This window comes from Enterobacter sp. UPMP2060 (assembly GCF_053709655.1).
This window is the reverse complement of record NZ_JBSKJQ010000001.1, coordinates 124,142-149,644: the sequence shown is the minus strand read 5'-3', so window position 1 is coordinate 149,644 and position 25,503 is coordinate 124,142. Positions and strand designations below refer to the sequence as shown.

21 protein-coding genes are annotated in these 25,503 nt (G+C 55.3%); 14 read left to right on the top strand and 7 right to left on the bottom strand.

The window, feature by feature from the left end; translation table 11 throughout:
* Nucleotides 1–575: 575 nt before the first annotated feature.
* A complete protein-coding gene (locus ACWKXN_RS00760) occupies nt 576–782 on the bottom strand; it encodes a YbfA family protein (protein ID WP_023310781.1) in 207 nt (68 codons plus the stop codon).
* A gap of 308 nt (nt 783–1,090) precedes the next feature.
* Between ACWKXN_RS00760 and kdpF the strand changes: the two genes are divergently transcribed.
* The 9 genes from kdpF (at nt 1,091) to potE (ending at nt 13,023) form a co-directional block, all read left to right on the top strand.
* Nucleotides 1,091–1,180: a K(+)-transporting ATPase subunit F gene (kdpF, locus tag ACWKXN_RS00755; RefSeq protein ID WP_014069365.1), complete on the top strand. Its 90-nt coding sequence runs from the start codon at nt 1,091–1,093 to the stop codon at nt 1,178–1,180.
* Entirely contained in the window at nt 1,180–2,859 is a 1,680-nt protein-coding gene (kdpA, locus tag ACWKXN_RS00750) for a potassium-transporting ATPase subunit KdpA (RefSeq protein ID WP_033144945.1), read from the top strand. Before kdpF ends, kdpA begins: the two co-directional genes overlap by 1 nt.
* Nucleotides 2,860–2,877: 18 nt before the next feature.
* Nucleotides 2,878–4,926 carry a potassium-transporting ATPase subunit KdpB gene (gene kdpB, locus ACWKXN_RS00745; RefSeq protein ID WP_048981055.1) on the top strand — a complete coding sequence of 683 codons (2,049 nt, stop codon included), beginning with the start codon at nt 2,878–2,880 and terminating at the stop codon, nt 4,924–4,926.
* Nucleotides 4,927–4,938: 12 nt separating this feature from the next.
* The gene (gene kdpC / locus ACWKXN_RS00740; protein ID WP_033144943.1) at nt 4,939–5,514 is read left to right on the top strand and encodes a potassium-transporting ATPase subunit KdpC; all 576 of its coding nucleotides are present in this window, start codon (nt 4,939–4,941) and stop codon (nt 5,512–5,514) included.
* Nucleotides 5,515–8,202, top strand: a complete 2,688-nt coding sequence (gene kdpD / locus ACWKXN_RS00735) for a two-component system sensor histidine kinase KdpD (protein WP_023310777.1) — start codon at nt 5,515–5,517, stop codon at nt 8,200–8,202.
* Nucleotides 8,199–8,876, top strand: coding sequence for a two-component system response regulator KdpE (gene kdpE / locus ACWKXN_RS00730; protein ID WP_008501074.1), 678 nt, complete (start codon nt 8,199–8,201; stop codon nt 8,874–8,876). Before kdpD ends, kdpE begins: the two co-directional genes overlap by 4 nt.
* A 279-nt stretch (nt 8,877–9,155) precedes the next feature.
* Complete coding sequence (gene speFL, locus ACWKXN_RS00725) at nt 9,156–9,260, top strand: leader peptide SpeFL (RefSeq protein ID WP_003858645.1); 105 nt, start codon at nt 9,156–9,158, stop codon at nt 9,258–9,260.
* 254 nt (nt 9,261–9,514) lie between these two features.
* Nucleotides 9,515–11,713: an ornithine decarboxylase SpeF gene (speF, locus tag ACWKXN_RS00720; RefSeq protein ID WP_032661123.1), complete on the top strand. Its 2,199-nt coding sequence runs from the start codon at nt 9,515–9,517 to the stop codon at nt 11,711–11,713.
* Complete coding sequence (gene potE, locus ACWKXN_RS00715; protein WP_014831099.1) at nt 11,710–13,023, top strand: putrescine-ornithine antiporter; 1,314 nt, start codon at nt 11,710–11,712, stop codon at nt 13,021–13,023. The genes speF and potE overlap by 4 nt, the downstream gene beginning before the upstream one ends.
* 143 nt (nt 13,024–13,166) lie before the next feature.
* Here potE and pgm read toward each other — a convergent pair whose 3' ends face one another.
* Both pgm and seqA read right to left on the bottom strand, forming a co-directional pair.
* A complete protein-coding gene (gene pgm, locus ACWKXN_RS00710; RefSeq protein WP_058841816.1) occupies nt 13,167–14,807 on the bottom strand; it encodes a phosphoglucomutase (alpha-D-glucose-1,6-bisphosphate-dependent) in 1,641 nt (546 codons plus the stop codon).
* Between the two features lie 24 nt (nt 14,808–14,831).
* Entirely contained in the window at nt 14,832–15,380 is a 549-nt protein-coding gene (seqA, locus tag ACWKXN_RS00705) for a replication initiation negative regulator SeqA (RefSeq protein WP_008501070.1), read from the bottom strand.
* Between the two features lie 183 nt (nt 15,381–15,563).
* Here seqA and ybfF point away from each other — a divergent pair, with 183 nt between their 5' ends.
* The 4 genes from ybfF to fur all read left to right on the top strand — a co-directional run bounded on the left by ybfF (nt 15,564) and on the right by fur (nt 18,176).
* Nucleotides 15,564–16,337 carry an esterase gene (gene ybfF / locus ACWKXN_RS00700; protein WP_196354700.1) on the top strand — a complete coding sequence of 258 codons (774 nt, stop codon included), beginning with the start codon at nt 15,564–15,566 and terminating at the stop codon, nt 16,335–16,337.
* Nucleotides 16,338–16,465: 128 nt separating this feature from the next.
* The gene (ybfE, locus tag ACWKXN_RS00695; protein ID WP_028019455.1) at nt 16,466–16,753 is read left to right on the top strand and encodes a LexA regulated protein; all 288 of its coding nucleotides are present in this window, start codon (nt 16,466–16,468) and stop codon (nt 16,751–16,753) included.
* 155 nt (nt 16,754–16,908) lie between these two features.
* Nucleotides 16,909–17,439 (top strand): flavodoxin FldA, encoded by a 531-nt coding sequence (fldA, locus tag ACWKXN_RS00690; RefSeq protein ID WP_008501067.1) that lies wholly within the window; start codon nt 16,909–16,911, stop codon nt 17,437–17,439.
* A gap of 290 nt (nt 17,440–17,729) precedes the next feature.
* Nucleotides 17,730–18,176 carry a ferric iron uptake transcriptional regulator gene (fur, locus tag ACWKXN_RS00685; RefSeq protein WP_014169146.1) on the top strand — a complete coding sequence of 149 codons (447 nt, stop codon included), beginning with the start codon at nt 17,730–17,732 and terminating at the stop codon, nt 18,174–18,176.
* 93 nt (nt 18,177–18,269) lie between these two features.
* On the opposite strand, the gene chiQ is transcribed toward fur, so the two are convergent.
* The 4 genes from chiQ to nagE form a co-directional block, all read right to left on the bottom strand.
* Complete coding sequence (gene chiQ / locus ACWKXN_RS00680) at nt 18,270–18,599, bottom strand: ChiQ/YbfN family lipoprotein (protein WP_047061876.1); 330 nt, start codon at nt 18,597–18,599, stop codon at nt 18,270–18,272.
* Nucleotides 18,600–18,646: 47 nt separating this feature from the next.
* Entirely contained in the window at nt 18,647–20,044 is a 1,398-nt protein-coding gene (gene chiP, locus ACWKXN_RS00675) for a chitoporin ChiP (protein WP_064673649.1), read from the bottom strand.
* 447 nt (nt 20,045–20,491) lie between these two features.
* The gene (gene glnS / locus ACWKXN_RS00670; protein ID WP_029740147.1) at nt 20,492–22,159 is read right to left on the bottom strand and encodes a glutamine--tRNA ligase; all 1,668 of its coding nucleotides are present in this window, start codon (nt 22,157–22,159) and stop codon (nt 20,492–20,494) included.
* Between the two features lie 169 nt (nt 22,160–22,328).
* Nucleotides 22,329–24,350 (bottom strand): N-acetylglucosamine-specific PTS transporter subunit IIBC, encoded by a 2,022-nt coding sequence (gene nagE / locus ACWKXN_RS00665; protein WP_221702638.1) that lies wholly within the window; start codon nt 24,348–24,350, stop codon nt 22,329–22,331.
* A 327-nt stretch (nt 24,351–24,677) separates the two neighbouring features.
* Here nagE and nagB point away from each other — a divergent pair, with 327 nt between their 5' ends.
* Nucleotides 24,678–25,478 carry a glucosamine-6-phosphate deaminase gene (gene nagB / locus ACWKXN_RS00660; RefSeq protein WP_023310765.1) on the top strand — a complete coding sequence of 267 codons (801 nt, stop codon included), beginning with the start codon at nt 24,678–24,680 and terminating at the stop codon, nt 25,476–25,478.
* The last annotated feature ends 25 nt before the right edge of the window (nt 25,479–25,503 follow it).

Below are 25,503 nucleotides of genomic sequence, written 5' to 3'. Positions count from 1 at the left end.
GTCCGTAAGGGCATGCCGTAAAAGGAAAAAGCATGCATTGAACTACTTTGCCATGAAGTGTAGACGGGATGAAATAAAAAAGGCCGCCCGAGGCGGCCTTAGCGCTACTTGTCCTGCGCTATCGTGGTTAACGCGACAAACCCATTAGGTTCATCGCTCTTTACAACGAGTACGCTGGCGACAATGAACGCGATGCAAAAATAGCGTTTCATTATGCGGTCCTTGCTGCTAACCGCTCCACCGTTCACCACCGGTGATAAGTCGGTGGACACAAGCCCGGGTAGGCGGGCTGCTTTACGGCTGTAAGTACACCTTTCCCAGGACCGATGCCCATTTGCGAGATGGCGGAAAGGGACGCAGCATCATAATTAACATCCGCTGCGAAGGTAAGATACTCGAATAAAATTAGGAATTTATAAAGGCTTCGAGGGATTGCCATCTGCTTACAGGAAGGTATGATTAAAACCCCGGGTAGGGGCTGCAAGATCACCCAACGGACCGCGAATCCCGAGGGACAAAAAAAACCGCCAACAGTAATGTGGCGGTTTTTTTTATTGCTATGTGTAGTCTTAGTATCAGTAGAAATCGCAGGTCGCTTTCTCGGCCTGATCCATCCACACCGGCTTCTCGCTGGTTTTCGCCCAGACGCGGTGCAGATAGCTGTAAAAACGTGCACGATCTTTCCAGAACAGCATCACCGGCAGAGCCAGCACGCCAGCCACTACGGCGAAAGCGCGGCGCAAGAACACGATATGAGCCGGATACTCTTTATAAAGATCCATATTTTCTCCCCTATAGTTGGCCGGAAACGTCATCCGGAAAATTCAAAATCTGTGACCTGGCTAAAATAATATCGCTTTGTTTGTAATTTTACTACTCATCCGACCACTTATTTTTGCCCATTTAGTGAATATTTACATTCACGCCGTAATTAAGTTACAAAAAAGTTAACAGTTTACTTATCAATAGTTAAATTGTGGGCTTTGCCATTTTTATACTTTTTTTACACCCGCCCTCCCCATTTTTGCGAAATCTTTGCGCCGGAAATCCTACCGTTAGTACAACAACGAAAGTCACCTGGAGGTGGATTGTGAGTGCAGGTCTTATTGCCGGCATCGTGCTGGTGTTCCTGTTATTGGGTTATCTGGTCTATGCCCTGATAAATGCGGAGGCCTTCTGATGGCTGCTCAGGCGTTTCTGCTTATTGCCAGCTTCTTAGTGGTACTGTTCATTCTGGCAAGGCCACTGGGATCGGGACTGGCACGATTGATCAACAACGTTCCTTTGCCCGGCACGGGAAGCGTTGAAAAAGGGATCTGGCGCGTACTGGGAATAGACGATCGGGAGATGAACTGGCGTCAGTATCTGATCGCCATTTTGCTGCTGAATATCGTTGGGCTCATTGCGCTTTTTGCCATGCTGATGCTGCAGGGCATCCTGCCGCTGAATCCGCAACAGTTACCGGGCCTGTCCTGGCATCTTGCGCTGAACACAGCGGTGAGCTTTGTCACTAACACCAACTGGCAGTCCTACGCCGGTGAAACCACGCTGAGCTATTTCAGCCAGATGATCGGGTTAACCGTGCAAAACTTCCTCTCGGCCGCCAGCGGTATCGCCGTGATCTTCGCGCTGACGCGTGCGTTTGCGCGTCAGAAAATCAATACCCTGGGTAACGCGTGGGTGGATCTGACCCGCATTACGCTGTGGATCCTGCTGCCAATTGCGCTGCTGATCGCGCTGTTCTTCATCCAGCAGGGCACCCTGCAAAACCTGATGCCTTACGCGCCCTATACCTCGCTGGAAGGTGCAAAACAGCTCCTGCCGATGGGGCCAGTAGCGTCACAGGAAGCCATCAAAATGCTCGGGACGAACGGAGGTGGCTTCTTCAACGCCAACTCGTCGCATCCGTTTGAAAACCCTACCGCATTGACCAATTTTGTGCAGATGCTGGCGATTTTCCTGATCCCCGCCGCGCTCTGCTTCGCCTTTGGTGACGTGGTTAACGATCGCCGTCAGGGCCGCACCCTGCTCTGGACCATGTCGCTGATCTTTGTGGTCTGCGTGGCGCTGGTTATGTGGGCTGAATGGAGCGGCAACGGCCATTTCATGCAGCTTGGGGCCAACAGCAATATCAATATGGAAGGTAAAGAGAGCCGCTTTGGCATTCTCGCCAGCAGCCTGTATGCGGTGGTCACCACGGCGGCCTCGTGCGGGGCTGTCAACGCCATGCATGATTCCTTTACGGCGCTGGGTGGCATGATCCCGATGTGGCTGATGCAGATTGGCGAAGTCGTCTTTGGCGGCGTGGGCTCGGGTCTGTACGGCATGCTGCTGTTCGTACTGCTGGCGGTGTTTATTGCCGGTTTGATGATTGGCCGCACCCCGGAATACCTCGGTAAAAAAATCGACGTTCGCGAGATGAAATTAACCGCGCTGGCGATTCTGGTCACCCCTGCACTTGTGCTGCTCGGCACCGCGCTGGCGCTGATGACCGAGGCCGGACGCAGCGGCATCTTTAACCCGGGCATTCACGGTTTTAGCGAAGTGCTGTATGCCGTCTCCTCTGCCGCCAACAACAACGGCAGCGCGTTTGCGGGCTTAAGCGCCAACTCACCGTTCTGGAACTGCCTGCTGGCGTTCTGCATGTTTGTGGGTCGCTTTGGGATCATTGTGCCGGTGTTGGCGATTGCCGGATCGCTGGTGAATAAAAAAATCCAGCCGACCACCACCGGGACATTACCAACCCACGGCGCGCTGTTTATCGGCCTGCTGACGGGTACCGTGTTACTGGTCGGCGCCCTGACCTTTATCCCCGCCCTCGCGTTAGGCCCGGTCGCGGAATACCTCTCTTTACGCTGATTTTGCGGAGAAATTGTCATGAGTCGTAAACAACTGGCCCTGTTCGAACCGTCATTAGTTCGCCAGGCGCTCATGGATGCGGTGAAAAAGCTGAGCCCGCGCGTGCAGTGGCACAACCCGGTGATGTTTATTGTCTGGGCGGGAAGCGTCCTGACCACCGCCCTGGCGATTGCCATGGGAACGGGCCACATGCCGGGAAATGCAACGTTTACCGGCGCCATCAGCCTGTGGCTGTGGTTTACCGTGCTGTTCGCCAACTTTGCGGAAGCGCTGGCGGAAGGCCGGAGTAAAGCCCAGGCCAACAGCCTGAAAGGGGTGAAGAAAACCGCCTTCGCGCGCAAGCTGCGTGAACCGAAATACGGCGCGCAGATGGACCACGTTCCGGCGGATGAACTGCGTAAAGGCGATGTGGTGCTGGTGGAAGCCGGTGACATTATCCCTTGCGACGGTGAAGTCATCGAAGGGGGCGCCTCGGTGGATGAAAGCGCCATTACCGGGGAGTCCGCGCCGGTTATCCGTGAATCCGGCGGCGATTTCGCCTCCGTGACGGGCGGGACGCGCATTCTCTCCGACTGGCTGGTGATCCAGTGTAGCGTTAACCCGGGGGAAACCTTCCTCGACCGGATGATCGCCATGGTGGAAGGCGCGCAGCGTCGTAAAACCCCGAACGAAATTGCCCTGACCATCCTGCTGGTGGCCCTGACCATCGTCTTCCTGCTGGCAACCGCGACGCTGTGGCCGTTCTCCGCCTATGGCGGCACCGCGGTCACTATCACGGTGCTGGTGGCGCTGCTGGTCTGCCTGATCCCGACCACCATTGGTGGCCTGCTGTCAGCCATCGGCGTAGCCGGCATGAGCCGTATGCTCGGTGCCAACGTCATCGCCACCAGCGGGCGTGCGGTGGAAGCCGCCGGTGACGTGGACGTCTTACTGCTGGATAAAACCGGGACCATTACCCTCGGTAACCGCCAGGCGTCAGATTTCCTGCCCGCCCCGGGCGTGGATGAAAAAACGCTGGCAGATGCCGCACAGCTCTCTTCGCTTGCCGATGAAACCCCGGAAGGACGCAGTATCGTGATCCTCGCCAAGCAGCGCTTTAACCTGCGCCAGCGCGACGTTCAGAGCCTGCACGCCACTTTCGTGCCCTTCACGGCGCAAACCCGCATGAGCGGCATTAACATTCAGGATCGCATGATCCGTAAAGGCTCTGTTGACGCCATCCGTCGCCACATTGAGGCTAACAACGGCCACTTCCCGCCGGAAGTGGACACCCTGGTCGAAAGCGTGGCCCGTCAGGGGGCGACGCCGCTGGTGGTGGCCGAAGGGGCACACGTGCTGGGGGTAATTGCCCTGAAGGATATCGTCAAAGGCGGCATCAAGGAGCGCTTTGCCCAGCTGCGTAAAATGGGGATCAAAACGGTGATGATCACCGGGGATAACCGTCTTACCGCCGCGGCGATTGCCGCCGAAGCGGGCGTGGATGATTTTCTTTCTGAAGCCACACCGGAAGCAAAACTGGCGCTGATTCGTCAGTATCAGGCGGAAGGCCGTCTGGTGGCGATGACGGGCGACGGCACCAACGACGCCCCTGCCCTGGCGCAGGCCGACGTGGCGGTGGCAATGAACTCCGGTACCCAGGCGGCAAAAGAGGCGGGCAACATGGTCGACCTCGACTCAAACCCGACCAAGCTGATTGAAGTGGTGCACATTGGCAAGCAGATGCTGATGACGCGCGGGTCGCTGACCACGTTCAGTATTGCCAACGACGTGGCGAAATATTTCGCCATCATTCCGGCGGCGTTTGCTGCGACCTACCCGCAATTAAACGCGTTGAACGTGATGCACCTGCACTCTCCGGCATCGGCCATTCTGAGCGCAGTGATCTTTAACGCCCTGATTATTGTCTTCCTGATCCCGCTGGCGCTGAAAGGCGTGAGCTATAAGCCGCTCACGGCCGCCGCCATGCTGCGCCGCAACCTGTGGATTTACGGCCTGGGCGGGCTGGTGGTGCCTTTCATCGGTATCAAGGTTATCGACCTGCTGTTGACGCTGTTCGGCCTGGTTTAAAAGGTGAATCAAATGACGATGTTACGCCCCGCTATACTTCTGTTTATTCTGCTGTCTCTCATTACCGGCGGGCTGTACCCGCTGGTGACCACCGCGCTGGGCCAGTGGTGGTTTAAGGATCGGGCCAACGGCTCGCTGATTATGCAAAACGGTGAAAGCCGCGGTTCACGCCTGATTGGTCAGAACTTTACGGATGCCCGTTACTTCCAGGGGCGCCCTTCCGCCACTGCCGAAAGCCCGTATAATCCGATGGCATCCGGCGGCAGTAACCTGGCGGGCAGCAACCCCGAGTTGGACAAAGCCGTTGCTGAGCGCGTGGCAGCCCTGCGCGCCGCTAATCCGCAGGCCAGCCGTGAGGTGCCCGTAGAGCTGGTGACCGCCTCGGCCAGCGGGCTGGACTACAGCCTGACGCCGGCAGCCGCGGCATGGCAAATCCCGCGCGTCGCCGCGGCCCGTCAGTTGACCGTCGAACAGGTTAGCCAGCTGGTTGCAGAGCACACGCAAAAGCCGCTGGTCAGCTTTATCGGCATGCCCGTGGTGAATATTGTTGAGCTGAATCTGGCGCTGGACGCGCTAAGGAAAAACTAAATGACCGACGAGCCCATGCGCCCGGATCCGGACAGGCTGCTTGAACAGACGGCCGAAGCCCATCGCGGCAAACTGAAAATTTTCTTTGGCGCCTGCGCAGGCGTCGGGAAAACCTTCGCCATGCTGACGGAAGCCCAGCGGCTTCGGGCGCAGGGGCTCGATATATTGATTGGCGTGGTAGAAACCCACGGACGCAAAGAGACCGCATCGCTGCTGAAGGGGCTGGCCACCCAGCCGCCCCGCCGTATCAGCCACCGCGGTCGGCTAGTCACCGAATTCGATCTCGATGCCGCCCTCGCCCGCCGTCCCGCCCTTATCCTGATGGACGAACTGGCGCACAGCAATGCGCCAGGCTCACGCCACCCAAAGCGCTGGCAGGATGTAGAAGAGCTGCTCGAAGCCGGCATCGATGTATTCACGACGGTTAACGTTCAGCATCTCGAAAGCCTGAACGACGTGGTCAGCGGCGTGACCGGCATTCAGGTGCGCGAGACGGTGCCCGACCCCTTCTTTGATTCCGCCGATGAAGTGGTGCTGGTTGACCTGCCCCCCGACGATTTGCGCCAGCGCCTGCACGAAGGCAAGGTTTATATTGCCGGCCAGGCCGAGCGCGCCATCGAACATTTCTTCCGTAAAGGCAACCTGATTGCCCTGCGCGAGCTGGCCCTGCGTCGTACTGCCGATCGCGTCGACGATCAGATGCGCGCCTGGCGCGACCTGCAGGGCCAGGAGCGCGTCTGGCATACGCGAGATGCCATCCTGCTGTGCGTAGGCCACGGCAGCGGCAATGAAAAGCTTGTCCGCACCGCCGCGCGCCTGGCGGCCAAATTTGGCAGCGTCTGGCATGCGGTGTATGTCGAAACGCCGCAGCTGCACGCGCTCCCCGAGAACCAGCGCCGCGCGATATTGAGTTCGCTTCGCCTGGCGCAGGAGCTGGGTGCCGAAACCGCCACCCTTTCCGATCCTCAGGAAGATAAAGCCATCCTGCGCTACGCCCGTGAGCACAATCTGGGGAAAATCGTGATTGGCCGTCGCCAGCATCGCCGCTGGTTTAGCCGCGAATCGTTTGCCGACAAGCTGGCCCGCCGCGCACCGGATCTGGACCTGGTGATCGTGGCGCTGGATGATAAGCCCACGCCGTTACCCAGCCGCGCGCCGGACAGCCGTGCCTTCAGCGATAAATGGCGCATTCAGCTGCGCGGCTGTCTTGTCGCCGTCGTGCTCTGTGCCCTGATTACCGTGATTGCCAGTCAGTGGCTGATCGCGTTTGATGCCGCCAACCTGGTGATGATCTACCTGCTTGGCGTAGTGGTGGTGGCGCTCTTTTACGGGCGCTGGCCGTCGGTACTGGCGACGGTGATTAACGTCATCAGCTTCGATCTGTTCTTTATTGCCCCGCGCGGGACGCTCGCCGTGTCGGATGTTCAGTACATTCTCACCTTCGCGGTGATGCTCACCGTCGGGTTGGTAATCGGGAATCTGACGGCGGGCGTGCGCTACCAGGCGCGTATTGCCCGCTATCGCGAACAGCGCACGCGCCATCTCTATGAGATGTCGAAATCGCTGGCGGTGGGCCGCACGCCGCTGGATATCGTGCAGACCAGCGAGCAGTTCATTCGCTCGACGTTTCATGCCAGCAACCTGATTTTGCTCCCGGACGAACACGGCAAGCTGCGCCCGCTGACGTCGGCCTCTGGCATGACGCCCTGGGACGAAGCCATCGCGCGCTGGAGCTTTGATAAAGGGTTACCTGCGGGCGCAGGGACCGACACCCTGCCCGGCGTGCCCTACCAAATTCTGCCGCTGCGCAGCGCCGATAAAAATCAGGGGCTGGTAATTGTTGAGCCCTCAAACCTGCGCCAACTGATGATCCCCGAACAGCAGCGGCTGCTGGAGACCTTTACGCTGCTGGTTGCCAGCGCGCTGGAGCGGCTTGCCCTCACCGCCAGCGAAGAGCAGGCCCGGCTGGCGAGCGAGCGTGAAAGCATTCGTAACTCGCTGCTGGCGGCGCTCTCTCACGATCTGCGAACCCCGCTCACCGTCCTGTTTGGTCAGTCAGAAATCCTGACGCTGGACCTGGCGGCGGAAGGCTCTAAACACGCCCTTCAGGCCAGCGAGATCCGCCAGCATGTGCTGAATACCACGCGTCTGGTGAATAACCTGCTCGATATGGCGCGTATCCAGTCAGGCGGTTTTAACCTCAAAAAAGAGTGGCTCACGCTTGAAGAGGTAGTGGGCAGCGCCCTGAAAATGCTCGAACCCGGCCTGGGCGGGCGGCATATTGCGCTGAACATGCCCGAGCCCCTGACCTTAATTCACGTTGATGGTCCGCTGTTTGAACGGGTGCTGATCAACCTGCTGGAAAATGCCGGCAAATATGCGGGCGCCAGCGCGCAAATTGGCGTAGATGCGACGGTGGACGACGGCACGCTTCACCTTGACGTCTGGGATACCGGACCCGGCATTCCAGCCGGGCAGGAGTTGGCTATTTTCGAAAAATTCGCGCGCGGCAATAAGGAGTCGGCCATTCCGGGCGTGGGCCTTGGGCTGGCGATTTGCCAGGCAATCATTGATGTCCATGGCGGGTCCATCTCCGCTGAGAATCGCCCCGAAGGCGGCGCGCGGTTTTGTGTTACACTTCCTCTGGAAACCCCGCCAGAACTTAATGAATTACCAGAGGATTTGTGATCAACGTTCTGATTGTTGAAGATGAGATCGCCATTAGCCGTTTTCTGCGCGCTGCGCTGGAAGGGGACGGTCTGCGCGTTCATGATGCGGGTACGCTTCAGCGGGGTTTAATTGAAGCCGCCACCCGCAAGCCGGACCTGGTGATCCTCGATCTTGGTTTGCCGGACGGCGACGGCATCGATTTTATCCGGGAAGTGCGTCAGTGGAGCCAGATGCCGATCCTCGTGCTCTCCGCGCGTACTGAAGAGACGGATAAAATCGCGGCGCTGGATGCCGGGGCGGATGACTATCTGATTAAACCTTTTGGTATCGGCGAGTTACAGGCTCGCCTTCGCGTGGCGCTGCGTCGCCACAGCGCAACCACGCCAGCTGACCCAACCTACACGTTTGGGGATATCCGGGTTGACCTGGCCGCGCGGCGTATTGTGCGCGGTGAAGAAGAAATCCATCTGACGCCAATAGAATTTCGCCTGCTCGCCGTTCTGCTCAACAACCACGGCAAGGTACTCACCCAACGCCAGCTGTTAAGTCAGGTGTGGGGGCCCAACGCGGTGGAACATAGTCATTATTTACGCATATATATGGGACACCTTCGTCAGAAACTCGAAGTTGACCCCGCTCGCCCTCGCCATTTATTAACTGAAACCGGTATCGGTTATCGGTTTATGCTTTGAATAACTATTCATTTTATTTTTAAATAAAAACTAAATCCCTCAGACAATATTTCACAAATAACCCATAAATTATTTTTACGGGCTATTTTCGCTCATTTAAAACATTGGCAACACAACCTGTTAACGCATCATCAACAAATCAGAATTTTGATCTGCGATATTCATCTAAAACGAATATTTATTTCTGATTTGATCGGTTAACGGTGATCTACCTCACGGTTAATCGCCTTTCCCTGGATAAAATGACCATGCTTTCAATTACTGAAAGGAAAATGAAACATGGAAAACAACAATCGCTTAATGCCCCATATAAGGCGGACAACACATATCATGATGTTTGCCCACCGAAACTGCTTTGACTTTCATCTCTTTAATGCCCGGTAGTCCTTCGACTTCTGGCGCACTCGCTTACAGGTTATCCTGAAATACCTTATTTTACAGGCCATTGCCTGTGAACTCGTGCGCTCATTCATTTTAATTCAGACTCATCCGCACCGGGCGGACTGAATTTCAATCATCAAAAAAGCAATTCACTGATTTTAATCAGCGGCCACCCTTTGCTTTTTTTCCGGTAAATTATCGATTTCTTTCTTGCAAGAAATCGAGGGACGCTTATTACCTAAAATAAAGAGAGAAAGATGAAAAGTTTAAAAATCGCAGCCAGCCGTGCATGTCCGGATTGCTTTACTACCCAGCGTGAACTGGTAGATGTCCGCGCCTCTGATTATATTGATGTTGCCGCCATTGTTCTGGCGGTCACGGATATTGCCAGCGGTATCCTGGACGAAATAGAAGCCACCGGTTTTGGCATTCCTGTTTTTGTCGCGACCCACAAAGAAGAGTTCATCCCGGCAGACTATTTATCGCGCATTCACGGCGTATTTGAGTATTCAGACACCAGCAACGACTTTTATGGACGCCAGCTGGAAGCGGCCGCCCAGAAGTATGAAACCCAGCTGCGCCCGCCGTTTTTCCGCGCCCTTGTCGACTATGTGAAGCAGGGCAATAGCGCGTTTGACTGCCCGGGGCATCAGGGTGGTCAGTTCTTCCGCCGCCATCCAGCCGGTAATCAGTTTGTCGATTTCTTTGGTGAGACGCTTTTCCGCTCCGACCTGTGTAACGCCGACGTGGCGATGGGCGATCTGCTGATCCACGAAGGCGCACCGTGCATCGCCCAGCAGCATGCTGCAAAAGTTTTTAATGCTGATAAGACCTACTTCGTGCTGAATGGCACCTCGTCATCCAACAAAGTGGTGCTTAACGCCCTGCTCACCCCGGGCGACCTGGTACTGTTCGACCGTAACAACCACAAATCTAACCATCACGGTGCCCTCCTCCAGGCTGGCGCAACGCCGGTCTATCTGGAAACCGCGCGCAACCCGTACGGCTTTATTGGCGGCATTGACGCCCACTGCTTTGAAGAAAGTTATCTGCGCGAGCTGGTGGCAGAGGTGGCGCCTGGCCGTGCACGCGATGCGCGTCCGTTCCGTCTGGCGGTGATCCAGCTGGGTACCTACGATGGCACCATCTATAACGCTCGTCAGGTGGTGGATAAGATTGGACACCTGTGTGATTACATCCTGTTTGACTCGGCCTGGGTGGGTTACGAGCAATTTATTCCGATGATGGCCGACTGCTCTCCGCTGCTGCTGGAGCTGAACGAAAACGATCCGGGGATCCTGGTCACCCAGTCCGTGCATAAACAGCAGGCCGGCTTCTCGCAGACCTCGCAAATCCATAAGAAAGACAGCCACATCAAAGGGCAACAGCGCTATGTCCCGCATAAGCGCCTGAATAATGCCTTTATGATGCACGCCTCCACCAGCCCGTTTTATCCGCTGTTCGCTGCGCTGGACATCAACGCCCGTATGCACGAAGGCCAGAGCGGCCGCAACATGTGGATGGACTGCGTGGTGAACGGTATCGAAGCGCGCAAGCTGATCCTGGAGAACTGCCGGTATCTGCGCCCCTTCGTGCCGGAAACGGTGGATGGCCGTCCGTGGGAAAGCTGGGACACAGCGGAAATTGCGACCGATCTGCGCTTCTTCCACTTCGTACCGGGTGAAAACTGGCACGCTTTTGAAGGCTACGCTGAGCATCAGTATTTTATCGACCCGTGCAAGCTCCTGCTGACCACGCCGGGTATTAACGCCCGCACCGGGGAGTATGACGACTTCGGCGTGCCCGCCACTATCCTCGCCAACTTCCTGCGTGAAAACGGCATCGTGCCGGAAAAATGCGATCTCAACTCGATCCTGTTCCTGCTCACGCCTGCGGAAGATATGGGAAAACTGCAGCAGCTGGTGGCGCAGCTGGTGCGCTTCGAAAAACTGCTCGAGAGCGATGTTCCGCTGAAAGACGTCCTGCCTTCTCTCTACAAACAGCATCCGGAACGTTACGCGGATTACACCCTGCGCCAGATCTGCCAGGAAATGCATGACCTGTACGCCCGCCACAACGTGAAACAGCTGCAGAAAGAGATGTTCCGCAAGTCTCACTTCCCGCGCGTGATGATGAACCCGCAGGACGCAAACTACGCCTATCTGCGCGGTGAAGTTGAACTGGTCTCACTGCGCGACGCGGAAGGCCGCATCGCCGCCGAAGGCGCCCTTCCTTATCCACCGGGGGTACTGTGCGTGGTTCCAGGGGAAGTCTGGGGCGGTTCCGTGCTGCGCTACTTTGCCGCGCTGGAAGAAGGCATCAACCTGCTGCCGGGCTTCGCGCCGGAGCTGCAGGGTGTGTACGTCGAGGAGTGTGAGGGTCGCAAGCAGGTTCGCTGTAACGTCATCAAACAACCCGCCGCTCAGCCCGCGCTGCTGAAAGGAGAGAAATTATGAGTAAGTCCAATAAGATGGGCGTGGTGCAGCTGACCATCCTCACCATGGTGAACATGATGGGCTCCGGGATTATCATGCTGCCTACCAAACTGGCAGAGGTGGGCACCATCTCTATCATCTCCTGGCTGGTGACGGCAGTCGGTTCAATGGCGCTGGCGTGGGCGTTTGCCAAGTGCGGAATGTTCAGCCGTAAGTCAGGCGGCATGGGCGGCTATGCCGAATACGCTTTTGGCAAGTCGGGCAACTTTATGGCCAACTATACCTACGGGGTGTCGCTGCTGATCGCCAACGTGGCGATTGCCATCTCCGCCGTGGGTTACGGTACGGAGCTGTTTGGCGCGACGCTCAGCCCGGTGCAAATTGGGCTGGCGACCATCGGCGTGCTGTGGATCTGTACCGTGGCTAACTTTGGCGGCGCGCGCATCACCGGGCAGCTCTCCAGCATCACCGTCTGGGGCGTGATTATCCCGGTTGTCGGCCTGTGCATCATCGGCTGGTTCTGGTTCAGCCCGACACTCTACGCCAACTCCTGGAACCCGCACCATGTGCCATTCTTTACCGCGGTCGGCTCTTCAATCGCCATGACGCTCTGGGCCTTCCTGGGTCTGGAATCCGCCTGTGCGAACGCGGAAGTGGTAGAGAATCCGGAGAAGAACGTGCCGATTGCGGTCCTCGGCGGCACGCTGGGCGCGGCGGTGATCTATATCGTCTCGACTAACGTGATTGCCGGGATTGTGCCAAACATGGATCTGGCAAACTCTACGGCGCCGTTCGGTCTGGCCTTCGCGCAGATGTTCACGCCTGAGGTCGGGAAAGTGATCATGGGGCTGATGGTGATGTCCTGCTGCGGTTCACTCCTCGGCTGGCAGTTCACCATCGCACAGGTCTTTAAATCCTCGGCTGATGAAGGTTACTTCCCAAAAATATTCTCCCGCGTGACCAAAGCGGATGCGCCGGTGCAGGGCATGCTGGCGATTGTTATCTTCCAGAGCGGATTGTCGCTGATGACCATTAGCCCGTCGCTGAACAGCCAGTTCAACGTGCTGGTCAACCTGGCGGTGGTGACGAACATCATTCCGTATATCCTGTCGATGGCAGCGCTGGTGATCATTCAGAAGGTGGCGAAGGTGGATCCACGCAAAGCGCGTGCGGCCAATATCGTGGCGCTGATTGGGGCAATCTACAGCTTTTATGCGCTCTACTCATCCGGCCAGGAAGCGATGCTCTACGGGGCAATGGTGACCTTTATGGGCTGGACGCTGTACGGTCTGGTGTCACCGCGGTTTGAATTGAAGAATAAGCATAGCTAAAAAAAGCCCGGTGGCGCTAGCGCTTACCGGGTCTACGAGGTCAAAGCAAAACGGCAACCCAGGGGTTGCCGTTTTTAGTGTTTTCTCCCTCTCCCTGTGGGAGAGGGCCGGGGCGAGGGCATCAGCCCGCACCCATACCGCACTTACGCGTTTTTCAGCACTTCGCTGACAATCTCTACCGCCTCTTTCTCAATCTGCTGACGGTGCTCAGCGCCGAGGAAGCTTTCGCAATAGATTTTGTACGCATCTTCCGTACCGGACGGACGCGCGGCGAACCAGCCGTTCTCAGTCATCACTTTCAGACCACCAATGGATGCGCCGTTGCCCGGTGCAGCCGTCAGACGCGCGGTGATCGGATCGCCCGCCAGGGTGCTTGCGCTGACCATCTCCGGAGAGAGTTTGGACAGGGCCGCTTTCTGAGCTGACGTCGCGCTAGCCTGAATACGGTTATAGCTTGGTGCACCAAAGCGTGCCGCCAGGTCGTTGTAGTGTTCCTGCGGGTTCTTACCGGTGACCGCGGTGATCTCCGCCGCCAGCAGGCACATGATGATGCCGTCTTTATCGGTTGACCATGGCGTGCCGTCGAAACGCAGGAAAGATGCGCCCGCGCTCTCTTCACCGCCGAAGCCGAAGCTGCCGTCGTGCAGACCGTCAACGAACCATTTGAAGCCGACCGGCACTTCCACCAGCTTGCGGCCCAGCGCCTCGACCACGCGGTCAATCATCGCAGAGGAAACCAGCGTTTTACCGACGGCCACCTCTTTGCCCCACTGCGGGCGGTGCTGGAACAGATAGTTAATTGCAACAGCCAGATAGTGGTTCGGGTTCATCAGCCCGGCAGGGGTGACGATACCGTGACGGTCATAATCCGGGTCGTTAGCAAACGCCAGATCGAATTTATCACGCAGCGCCAGCAGGCCCGCCATCGCGCACTCGGATGAGCAGTCCATACGGATCGCGCCGTCTTTGTCCAGGTGCATAAAGCGGAAGGTCTGATCGACGTGATCGTTCACGATGGTCAGATCCAGCTTGTAGTGCTCGGCGATACGTTTCCAGTATTCGATACCGGAGCCGCCCAGCGGATCCACGCCCAGCTTCAGGCCGGCTTTCTGGATGGCCGCCATATCGACGATATCCGCCAGCCCTTCCACGAACGGCTGAACCAGATCCTGCTCTTTCACATGACCGGACGCCATGGCCGCATCCAGAGAAATACGCTTCACGCCTTTAAGATCGTCAGCCAGCAGCGCGTTCGCACGATCTTCCACCACTTTGGTGACGTTAGTGTCGGCCGGGCCACCGTTAGGCGGGTTGTATTTGATACCACCGTCTTCCGGCGGGTTGTGGGATGGCGTAATAACGATACCGTCCGCCAGAGCGCCACCTTTTTTGTTGTGCACCAGGATGGCGTTAGAGACCGCAGGCGTTGGGGTGAAGCCATTGTTCTCCTGAACAATCACATCGACGCCGTTTGCCGCCAGCACTTCCACAACAGAGATGAACGCCGGTTCAGACAGGGCATGGGTATCTTTCCCCACGTAGCACGGACCGGTAACGCCGTTTTTAGCGCGCTCTTCCGCAATGGCCTGAGCAATGGCCAGAATATGCGGTTCGTTAAAGCTGTGGCGCGCCGCGCTGCCGCGGTGACCAGATGTACCAAACTTCACTGCGTGTTCTGCGTTGCCCACGACCGGTTTCAGCACGTAATACTGCGCGGTCAGCTGAGCGACGTTAATCAAATCGCTTTGTTGTGCAGGTTGGCCTGCACGGCTGTGATTTGCCATTACCGGGTCCTTCTGATGCAAGGGTTAAATTGTACCGCAAACCTTTTCAATCAATTCCGCTGGGAACTGCATGGACTGCATGATGTGTTCAATCATGCTGCACTTGCGGCCCGTATTGGTATTGGTGATCACCCAGTACGGGGTGCCAGGAACATGTTTAGGTTTGGTTTGATTGCCATTTTGCAGCAGCGTCTGCTCGTCGCCCGCGAAATAGACGCGAGTACGGCCGTGAAGCGACTCGGTCGCTTCAGCAAACGCTTTGTTATCCAGTGAGTAAAGTGTAGACAGCACCAGCATAAAGCGGTTTACCGCTTTTTTCTGCTCCGCGTATTCATCGGAGAGCAGCAGCTCGCGCATCGCGCGCACTTTATCTTTTGCCGGCGTCACGGCAGGTTTTGCTTGTGCAACAACGCTCGGCTGAGACACGACATCTTTGGTGACTGGGGTAGCAGGCTGTGAAGCGGCGGAAATTTTAAGCATGCGCCGTAAAATGTCGGACGCGCTCTCCCCGATATGCCGCGTCTGGCTGGCAATATACTGATAGAGTTCGTCATCAACTTCGATTGTTTTCATCTTAATCCAGTGCGATATCTTATCTGAATACAAGTCATTGGGATTATAAGGTCAAATCCCAACAGCGGATAGCGTCAAACCAGGTTGGCCGCAAAAGTCAGATTAAACTGGAACCTTGCAGCCGGGCGGCAGAATGGTCAACATGATACCCTAACCTGACATACGTAAAAAAAGAACTTTGCCATGAAATTGAATACCCGAGCGCAAACTGCACAATCGCCGAACAATAATTCTCCCATCGTACTGGTTCACGGGCTTTTTGGCAGTCTGGATAACCTGGGCGTGCTGGCGCGCGATCTGGTTACCGACCACGATATTTTACAGGTCGATATGCGCAATCATGGTCTTTCCGGGCGTTCCGACGAGATGACCTACGCGGCGATGGCACAGGATCTGCTGGATACGCTGGATGCCCACGACCTGCAAAAGGTGACCCTCATCGGGCATTCAATGGGTGGCAAAGCGGTGATGGCCCTGACGGCACTGGCCCCGGACCGTATTAGCGGCCTGGTGGTGATTGACGTCGCGCCCGTGGATTATGACGTCCGCCGTCACGACGAGATTTTTGCCGCCATCAATGCGGTCACAGAAGCGGGTGTCGCGACGCGCCAACAGGCGGCTGCCGTCATGCGTGAGCATCTTGATGAAGAAGGCGTCGTGCAGTTCCTGCTGAAGTCATTTGTTGACGGGCAATGGCGTTTTAACGTGCCGGTGCTCTGGGAGCAATACAATAACATCGTGGGCTGGGAAACCGTCCCCGCCTGGCCACACCCTACTCTCTTTATTCGCGGCGGAAACTCACCTTACGTTACCGACGCGTACCGCGACACGCTGCTGGCCCAATTCCCGCAGGCTCGCGCCCACGTGATTGCCGGTGCCGGGCACTGGGTGCATGCGGAAAAACCGGATGCTGTGCTGCGCGCCATTCGCCGCTATCTTGCTGATACTGCAAATTGATTAAAAAGAAAGCGACTGGAAGGCTGCGGGCTTCCAGTCGTTGGCGTGCCGTTTTTGGTGATGTATGATGGCGCGCTTATCGCCCGGGCATTAGCAGGGCGGCGTGTTTCCCCCGAAGTCTCAGAATCATGGCCAAAGAACAAACGGACCGTACGACACTAGATCTGTTCGCGAATGAGCGTCGCCCGGGACGACCCAAGACGAATCCGCTTTCGCGCGATGAACAGCTGCGTATCAATAAACGCAACCAGCTTAAACGCGATAAAAATCGTGGGCTTAAGCGTGTCGAACTGAAGCTTAACGCCGACGCCGTCGATGCGCTGAACGAGCTGGCTGACGCGCGAAATATCAGCCGCAGCGAGCTCATTGAAGAGATGTTGCTCGTCCAGCTTGAGACGTTACGCAGCCAGGCATAAGTCTGAAAATCCCCTTTATCGCCCTTTTCATGTAGCACAGAGTGCAGTCCTGCGCGATAGCTGTTTCCGCAGGGTTGCCAGTTCTGCTATTATTGCCCTTATCCGTGGCCAAATTGCGCCACCATACTATTAAGTTTCAAGAGGTTATTTTACTCATGGCAATCATCGGCATTTTCTTTGGCAGTGATACCGGCAATACCGAAAATATCGCAAAAAACATTCAAAAACAGCTCGGTAAAGACGTTGCTGATGTGCATGACATCGCCAAGAGCAGCAAAGAAGATCTGGAAGGCTATGACATTCTGCTGCTGGGTATCCCAACCTGGTACTACGGTGAAGCCCAGTGCGACTGGGATGATTTCTTCCCGACGCTGGAAGAAGTGGACTTCAACGGTAAGCTGGTCGCCCTGTTTGGCTGTGGCGATCAGGAAGACTACGCCGAATACTTCTGTGACGCGCTGGGCACCATCCGCGATATCATTGAGCCGAACGGCGCGGTTATCGTAGGCCACTGGCCGACCGCCGGTTACCACTTCGAAGCGTCTAAAGGCCTGGCCGATGACGATCATTTCGTAGGCCTGGCCATCGACGAAGACCGTCAGCCAGAACTGACCGCAGAGCGCGTTGAGAAGTGGGTGAAGCAGATCCGTGAAGAACTGCACCTGGATGATATTCTGAACGCCTGATTTTATCGCGGCGCAACTGCGGTTGCGCCCATGCTCCAGGTCAAACCGATTAAATTAATCGCTACAATCTTTTAACTTTTTCGCCCAGACCTGTACAATGTCTCCCTGATAAAACGTGGTTTTCCATTGAGCAAGTTTGTTGGTGATACCACGTTTTTATAAGCATATTTTGCCTGAGACTTGCAGTTTTCATTTAGCCATGGCAGTTCTATAATGAGACGCATTATCCCGGGTGCATTTTCTGTCACTTCCTACAGAAGTGAATCGTTTAGCAACAGGACAGATTCCGCATGACTGACAACAATACCGCATTAAAGAAGGCTGGCCTGAAAGTTACGCTTCCTCGGTTAAAAATCCTTGAAGTGCTTCAGGGTCCAGACAATCACCATGTCAGTGCGGAAGACCTTTATAAACGTCTTATCGACATGGGTGAAGAGATTGGGCTGGCTACCGTCTATCGCGTGCTGAACCAGTTTGATGACGCGGGCATTGTTACCCGTCATAATTTCGAAGGCGGTAAATCTGTTTTCGAACTGACCCAGCAGCAGCACCACGATCACCTGATCTGCCTCGATTGCGGCAAGGTCATTGAATTCAGCGATGATTCCATCGAAGCGCGCCAGCGTGAAATCGCGGCGCGTCATGGCATCCGCCTGACGAACCACAGCCTGTACCTTTACGGTCACTGCGCTGAAGGCGATTGCCGCGAAGACGATCACGCGCACGACGCGAAATAATAAGACTCATACTCTGAGCCAGCCGCAAGGTTGGCTTTTTTTTGCCAAAAAAAAGCCCGGTGGCGCAGAGCCACCGGGCATGATAACAGCGAATTAGTTACTGTTATTGCTACGTATTTCTTTCCAAATCTGGTCGCAACGCTTCGCCACTTCCTGATCGTTACCGGTTTTACGCGCCTGGATACAGGCCTGATAATCCATCACGCGGACGTTTTCCTGCGTCGCGAACTGCTCATGCGCTTTCTCTTTCTTCAGCACGTTCAGCACGCTCTGACAGGCTTGAATTTTCTCCGGCGATCCTTCCGCAGTATTTATGCAGGCGCTATACGCCTCCTTCAGACGGGAGTCCTCTTTCGGCGCCTGATTCTGAGCACACGCCACCAGCCCTGATGCCAGCAACGCGACGATTACGATTTTTTTCATCATGTGCAGTCTCCATACCGGCGGGACTCAGCCCGCCGGTGCGTTCATCAGAAGATGGTGAATGGGGCAATAACCATGAATTTCACATCACGCTCATCCTGGAAGATGTTGCCGTAACCGCCCGCATAGCTCGGGATATCGGAGTGGTTGTCATACTGGGTGAAGTGCAGTTTGAACATCGTGCCTTTCGCACGGCCATCCTGCAGGGTATAGATAGCATCGAGGCTGTAGGAAGACTCTTTCAGGCGATAGTTGGGATCGTAATATGCGTCCGGCGTGGCCATATCGGCAGGTTTTGCGTCCCAGGCGTAAGCGTAAGAAGCGCCCACCGCCCAGCCAGGCAGGTTCCAGTTTTTCAGGTCATACATTGCGCCGAAGAAGACCGCTTTCTCGCCGTCGGCGTTGAAGTCTGAGCGGTTATCCCACCAGATATCAAGACGACCGTTGGAGGAGGCGTAGGTCGGGGTCATACGCTGCAGGAAGTAGCCCTGCTGCCCTTCCGCCTTCACCCATGTGCCTTCCAGACGCAAATCAACCTGACCGACCTTGTAGCCGAAGGTTAACGCCTGCAGCCACGCGGTGCCGTCATAAATGTCGTTGACGCCACCGTTGCTGACTTTGTCGCGCGTACCGTAGAACTGGTAGCTGGTGCTCAGCGGGCTACCCGCGACATCGAATTTATAGCTGGCCTTAGCAAAGTACTGATCGACATAGCCCTGTGCCTGACCAAATGCCGCTTCTAGCACCAGATCGTTTTTGAAGTCGTACTTCGCGCCCAGCGAGTGCAGGTAATCGACTTTGGTTTTTTTATCGTTCTGGTAGAACTTGTCCATTTCGATGTGCCACGGTGCTTTGTACTCGTTGGTCCACATATAGGAGAAGCTCAACGCACCCGCATCACCGTAGTCAAAGTTCGCCCCGGCTTCGGCACCCTGATAGGTACCCGGCATAAAGCTCCAGTGCGGTGCTAACAGAGTCTGGCCAGTTGGCTGAATATAACCACCGCGCGCCCAAACCGGACCGTATTTAAATTTTGCAGCGGCTTTGTAAAGGCTGATACCGCTCTTATCCCCGGACCAGTCTTCTTTATAGGCTTTGTTGCTGGAGGAGAAGGCAATTTCGTTCGGGTGGGCGCTGTCGCCGTTTTCCGCCATTTCAATCGCGGTAAACGCAGCAATATCCAGACCGAACATGTCCGCGGCATAGCCTGACTGGAAGTCCAGGTTGGCGTTCCAGGTGGAGTGAGAAAGGTTGGTTTTGTATTTGTCTTCGGTGACGTCTTTACGGTCACGTTCACGCTGCCAGTAATAAATACCGCCCGTGAGGGTAGAATCATCGATGAAGCCCGCCGCTTTCGCCTCTGGTGTCACCACCAGACCCGACATTGCTGTCACACCGGCAATAGCCAGCGCCAGCGCACCACGTTTGCCACTGAACGTACGCATAGATTATTCCTCTTTGACGAATTAAAACGCCTGAAGCGGCGTAAATAAAAAAGACCAAATGGTCAGGGGTAGCTTTAAATACCCTCGAATTAACTACCGTCTTTAGGTTATTTTTCGCGACGCGAATTATCAATGCTTTTTAGCGGACAAAAGTCAGGACTATGACGAAGTGCACATAATTGGTAGCGCTTTGTAACATTTGTGAGGAGGCGAGGAATGGCGGGGAATTATCAGGTATTTCAGTGGCTAGACGTGAGAATCCTTTCCTTTTTTATAACCTTTTTAATTTCCGCAATGATACAAACTTTTTTTTTGAAAAATAAGTAGCACCTCATTGACCTGATATTTTTGTGACGCCTTTTTAGGCCCTGTCTTAATACCCTGATCGTTAAATAAAAAAACGCCGCATAGTGCGGCGTTTGTCTCTCATTGACCAGACCAGCAATATTATTCGCCGATCTTCGTCCAGGTATCACGCAGGCCTACGGTACGGTTGAATACCGGTTTTTCCGCCGTGCTGTAACGGCTGTCCAGGCAGAAGTAACCTTCACGTTCGAACTGGAACGCTTTGCCCGCTTCAGCGGCTTTCAGAGAAGGCTCCGCATAACCCTGCTTGATCACCAGAGATTCCGGGTTGATGGTCGCCAGGAAGTCTTCCGCTGCACCTGGGTTAGGCACGCTGAACAGACGATCGTACAGACGAATTTCTACCGGCAGCGCGTGGGAAGCGCTCACCCAGTGAATCACGCCTTTCACCTTGCGGCCATCCGCCGGATCTTTGCTCAGCGTTTCAGCGTCATATGAACAGAAGATGGTGGTGATATTCCCTTCCGCATCTTTCTCTACGCGTTCGGCTTTGATGACGTAGGCATTACGCAGACGCACTTCTTTACCCAGCACCAGACGCTTGTACTGCTTGTTGGCTTCTTCGCGGAAGTCAGCGCGGTCAATCCAGATGTCACCGCTGAACGGCACGTCACGGCTACCCATTTCCGGTTTGTTCGGATGGTTAGGCATGGAGACCAGCTCGCTTTCACCCTGCGGATAGTTTTCGATAACCAGTTTCACCGGGTCGATAACGGCCATCGCGCGCGGGGCGTTTTCGTTGAGATCTTCGCGAATGCAGGATTCAAGGGAGGCCATCTCGATGGTGTTGTCCTGCTTGGTCACGCCGATGCGTTTGCAGAACTCACGAATAGAGGCAGCTGTGTAACCACGACGACGCAGACCAGAGATGGTTGGCATACGTGGGTCATCCCAGCCTTCAACGTGCTTGTCGGTCACCAGCAGGTTCAGCTTACGCTTGGACATCACGGTGTATTCCAGATTCAGACGAGAGAACTCGTACTGGCGCGGATGTACAGGAATGGTGATGTTGTCCAGCACCCAGTCGTACAGACGACGGTTGTCCTGGAACTCCAGCGTACACAGGGAGTGCGTAATGCCTTCCAGCGCATCGCTGATGCAGTGGGTAAAGTCGTACATCGGGTAGATGCACCACTTGTTGCCGGTCTGATGGTGTTCCGCAAACTTAATGCGGTACAGCACCGGATCGCGCATCACGATGAACGGAGACGCCATGTCGATTTTGGCACGCAGGCACGCTTTGCCTTCTTCGAAGCCGCCGGCACGCATTTTTTCAAACAGCGCCAGGTTCTCTTCCACGCTGCGATCGCGGAACGGGCTGTTTTTGCCCGGGGCGGTCAGCGTACCGCGATATTCACGGATTTCATCAGCAGACAGTTCGTCAACATACGCCAGACCCTTGTTGATCAGTTCAACCGCGTAGGCGTACAGCTGATCAAAATAGTCAGAGGAGTAGCAGATATCGCCAGACCAGTTGAAGCCCAGCCATTGCACGTCATTCTTGATGGACTCAACGTATTCGATGTCTTCTTTTACTGGGTTGGTGTCATCGAAACGCAGGTTGCACTGTCCCTGGTAGTCTTGCGCAATGCCAAAGTTCAGGCAGATGGACTTCGCATGCCCGATATGCAGGTAGCCGTTCGGCTCCGGCGGGAAACGGGTATGAACTGTGGTGTGCTTACCACTGGCCAGATCTTCATCGATGATCTGACGAATAAAGTTACTCGGGCGGGCTTCTGCCTCACTCATCGTGGATTCCTCAAAGCGTAAACAACGTATAACGGCATATGATCTTATAAGCCGGACGTAGTGACAACCCTTAAAACGTCTCTGAAGAAAATAATGGGGGCTTTTGCTGCAAAAAAAAGCGGCGGAGGATATCCCCCGCCGCTTAAGGCATGACTCTACTCAGGAGCGATTACTTGCCTTTAATCTCATACAGCGGTGTTTGACCCGCAACAACCTGACCTTTCGCCTGAATGACCAGGCCACTGAAGTCATCGATGTTGCTGCAAACGACCGGGCTTATCATGGAGCGCGCGTTGGCGTTCAGGAAGTCCAGATCCATTTCCAGAATCGGCTGCCCGGCCACCACTTCAGCGCCCTCTTCCACCAGGCGAGTAAAGCCCTGACCGTTCAGCGCAACGGTATCGATACCCATATGGACAACGATCTCCGCGCCATTTTCGGTTTCGAGGCAGAACGCGTGGTTGGTGTTGAAGATTTTCACGATGGTACCGGCCGCCGGAGACACAACGGTTTTTTCCGTTGGTTTCACCGCCACACCGTCACCAACCGCTTTGCTGGCGAAGGCTTCGTCAGGCACCTGCTCAATCGCAACGACTTCACCGGTTACCGGCGAAACCAGCGCGGCTACCGTTTTGGCGTTCGGTACCGCCTGCGGTTTTGCGGCCGCTGGCGCGGCGGCAGGTGCGGCAGAAGCGTCTGCTGCGGCTACCGGACCAGTGGTTTTCATGGCGTTAGCAATTTTCTCTGCCACGAAGCCAACGATAATCTGCACGCTGGTTTTGTTCAGGCGGATAACGCCGGAAGCACCCAGACGTTTAGCCAGCGCTTCGTTCACCAGGGAAGAGTCTTTGACGTTCAGACGCAGACGAGTGATACAGGCGTCGATACCGGTCAGGTTGTCAGAACCGCCGACAGCGGCGATGTACTGACGCGCCAGGCCTGAAACGTCCTGATCCTCAGCACCGCTCACGTTCACATCCTGACCATCCGCTTCGCTACCGGCCACGGCCAGTTCACGACCCGGGGTCATCAGGTTGAATTTGGTGATAGTGAAACGGAACACCATGTAGTAGATCGCGAAGAACACCAGACCTTGCGGGATCAGCATCCACCAGTGGGTCGCCAGCGGGTTACGGGACGACAGCACCATATCCACCAGACCGGCGCTGAAGCCGAAACCGGCAATCCAGTGCATGCTGGCAGCGATGAACACGGAGATACCAGTCAGCACGGCGTGGATCACATACAGAACCGGCGCCACGAACATGAAGGAGAACTCCAGCGGCTCGGTGATACCGGTGAAGAAGGCCGCGAACGCCCCCGCCATCATGATACCCAGCACTTTTGCTTTGTTCTCTGGACGCGCGCAGTGGTAGATAGCCAGCGCAGCACCCGGCAGACCAAACATCATGATCGGGAAGAAGCCCGCCTGGTAACGACCGGTGATACCGACAACCGCTTTACCTGCTTCGATGGACTGTGCGCCACCCAGGAAGTTAGGGATATCGTTAATACCGGCAACGTCGAACCAGAATACGGAGTTCAGCGCGTGGTGCAGACCGACCGGGATCAGCAGACGGTTGAAGAACGCGTACACGCCCGCACCGACAGAACCCAGTTTCTGGATGTGCTCACCGAAGTTCACCAGACCGTCGAAGATCATCGGCCAGACGTACATCATGATGAACGCAACAACGATCATCACAAACGAGGTCAGGATAGGAACCAGGCGGCGACCGCTAAAGAAGGAGAGCGCTTTTGGCAGCTCTACGCTGCTGAAGCGGTTATACAGTTCGGCGGAGATGATACCCACAAGGATACCGACAAACTGGTTGCTGATCTTACCGAACGCCGCCGGAACCTGGTCCGCCGGAATTTTTTGGATCATGGCCACCGCTGCAGGCGAGCAGAGGGTGGTTAACACGAGGAAACCGACAAAACCGGTCAGCGCAGCGGCACCGTCTTTGTCTTTGGACATACCGTAAGCCACACCAATCGCGAACAACACGGACATGTTGTCGATAATGGCGGAACCTGACTTGATAAAGAACGCCGCCAGCGCGCTGGTATTACCCCAGCCGTTGGGGTCGATCCAGTAGCCGACACCCATCAGGATGGCTGCGGCAGGCAGCGTGGCGACCGGCACCATAAGCGCGCGGCCAACCTTTTGTAAATAACCTAGAATACTCACTTTCTTCCCCCTATGAGACCCGTTTAAGGCATGTTCTCAGCTCTGTTTTTTATTGTGTCACGAACTATAGATACAGTTGATGCTTCACTGGCATTGTGAGTGTGTGAAAAATTAATTCGTATCGCAAATTAAAAGCGTACTTTTTGTGATTTTTGTCACCAAATATCGTTATTCACCCTCCCTTATACTGGCTAACAGCGAAAACTTATTTTATCATTCAAAAAATCAAGACGGATTGATCCGGCCTGAAAGTTTCCAGGTTACGCTTAAGTATCAGGTCCCGATAGCCATCCGCCCACTCTTCTACTTAAACTCTTGAGGTGAACAATGAGACTGATTCCCCTGGCAACTGCTGAACAAGTCGGTAAATGGGCCGCTCGCCATATCGTTAACCGTATTAACGCCTTTAAACCGACCGCCGATCGTCCTTTCGTTCTTGGACTTCCGACAGGCGGCACGCCGCTGACCGCCTATAAGGCGCTGGTTGAGATGCATAAAGCAGGCCAGGTTAGCTTTAAACATGTTGTGACCTTCAATATGGATGAATACGTTGGCTTACCGAAAGACCACCCGGAAAGCTACCATAGCTTTATGCACCGCAATTTCTTTGATCACGTTGATATTCCATCTGAAAATATTAACCTGCTGAATGGAAACGCGCCTGATATTGACGCAGAATGCCGTCAGTATGAAGAAAAAATCCGTTCTTACGGTAAGATCCACCTGTTCATGGGTGGTGTAGGTAATGATGGTCATATCGCGTTTAACGAACCGGCGTCATCTCTGGCTTCCCGCACCCGAATTAAAACGCTGACCCATGACACGCGCGTGGCAAACTCCCGCTTCTTTGACGGCGATGTTAACCAGGTTCCAAAATACGCCCTGACCGTAGGCGTAGGCACCCTGTTGGATGCCGAAGAAGTGATGATTCTGGTGCTGGGCGGCGTGAAAGCGCAAGCGCTCCAGGCTGCCGTTGAAGGCAACGTTAACCATATGTGGACCATCAGCTGCCTGCAGCTGCATCCGAAATCAGTCATCGTCTGCGACGAACCGTCCACGATGGAGCTGAAGGTTAAAACGCTGAAATACTTCAACGAGTTAGAAGCTGAGAACATCAAAGGTCTGTAATTGAATAACCGCCTCTTCATCAAGA

Excerpts from the sequence above, each read along its gene's own strand:
- kdpA (WP_033144945.1), top strand. The coding sequence starts at position 1,180 with ATGGCTGCTCAGGCGTTTCTGCTTATTGCCAGCTTCTTAGTGGTACTG.
- kdpB (WP_048981055.1), top strand. The coding sequence starts at position 2,878 with ATGAGTCGTAAACAACTGGCCCTGTTCGAACCGTCATTAGTTCGCCAG.
- glnS (WP_029740147.1), bottom strand. The coding sequence starts at position 22,159 with ATGAGTGAGGCAGAAGCCCGCCCGAGTAACTTTATTCGTCAGATCATC.
- speFL (WP_003858645.1), top strand. The coding sequence starts at position 9,156 with ATGGAAAACAACAATCGCTTAATGCCCCATATAAGGCGGACAACACAT.
- ybfF (WP_196354700.1), top strand. The coding sequence starts at position 15,564 with ATGAAATTGAATACCCGAGCGCAAACTGCACAATCGCCGAACAATAAT.
- potE (WP_014831099.1), top strand. The coding sequence starts at position 11,710 with ATGAGTAAGTCCAATAAGATGGGCGTGGTGCAGCTGACCATCCTCACC.
- kdpD (WP_023310777.1), top strand. The coding sequence starts at position 5,515 with ATGACCGACGAGCCCATGCGCCCGGATCCGGACAGGCTGCTTGAACAG.
- seqA (WP_008501070.1), bottom strand. The coding sequence starts at position 15,380 with ATGAAAACAATCGAAGTTGATGACGAACTCTATCAGTATATTGCCAGC.
- chiQ (WP_047061876.1), bottom strand. The coding sequence starts at position 18,599 with ATGAAAAAAATCGTAATCGTCGCGTTGCTGGCATCAGGGCTGGTGGCG.
- fldA (WP_008501067.1), top strand. The coding sequence starts at position 16,909 with ATGGCAATCATCGGCATTTTCTTTGGCAGTGATACCGGCAATACCGAA.
- fur (WP_014169146.1), top strand. The coding sequence starts at position 17,730 with ATGACTGACAACAATACCGCATTAAAGAAGGCTGGCCTGAAAGTTACG.
- pgm (WP_058841816.1), bottom strand. The coding sequence starts at position 14,807 with ATGGCAAATCACAGCCGTGCAGGCCAACCTGCACAACAAAGCGATTTG.
- ybfE (WP_028019455.1), top strand. The coding sequence starts at position 16,466 with ATGGCCAAAGAACAAACGGACCGTACGACACTAGATCTGTTCGCGAAT.
- speF (WP_032661123.1), top strand. The coding sequence starts at position 9,515 with ATGAAAAGTTTAAAAATCGCAGCCAGCCGTGCATGTCCGGATTGCTTT.
- ACWKXN_RS00760 (WP_023310781.1), bottom strand. The coding sequence starts at position 782 with ATGGATCTTTATAAAGAGTATCCGGCTCATATCGTGTTCTTGCGCCGC.
- nagB (WP_023310765.1), top strand. The coding sequence starts at position 24,678 with ATGAGACTGATTCCCCTGGCAACTGCTGAACAAGTCGGTAAATGGGCC.
- kdpC (WP_033144943.1), top strand. The coding sequence starts at position 4,939 with ATGACGATGTTACGCCCCGCTATACTTCTGTTTATTCTGCTGTCTCTC.
- chiP (WP_064673649.1), bottom strand. The coding sequence starts at position 20,044 with ATGCGTACGTTCAGTGGCAAACGTGGTGCGCTGGCGCTGGCTATTGCC.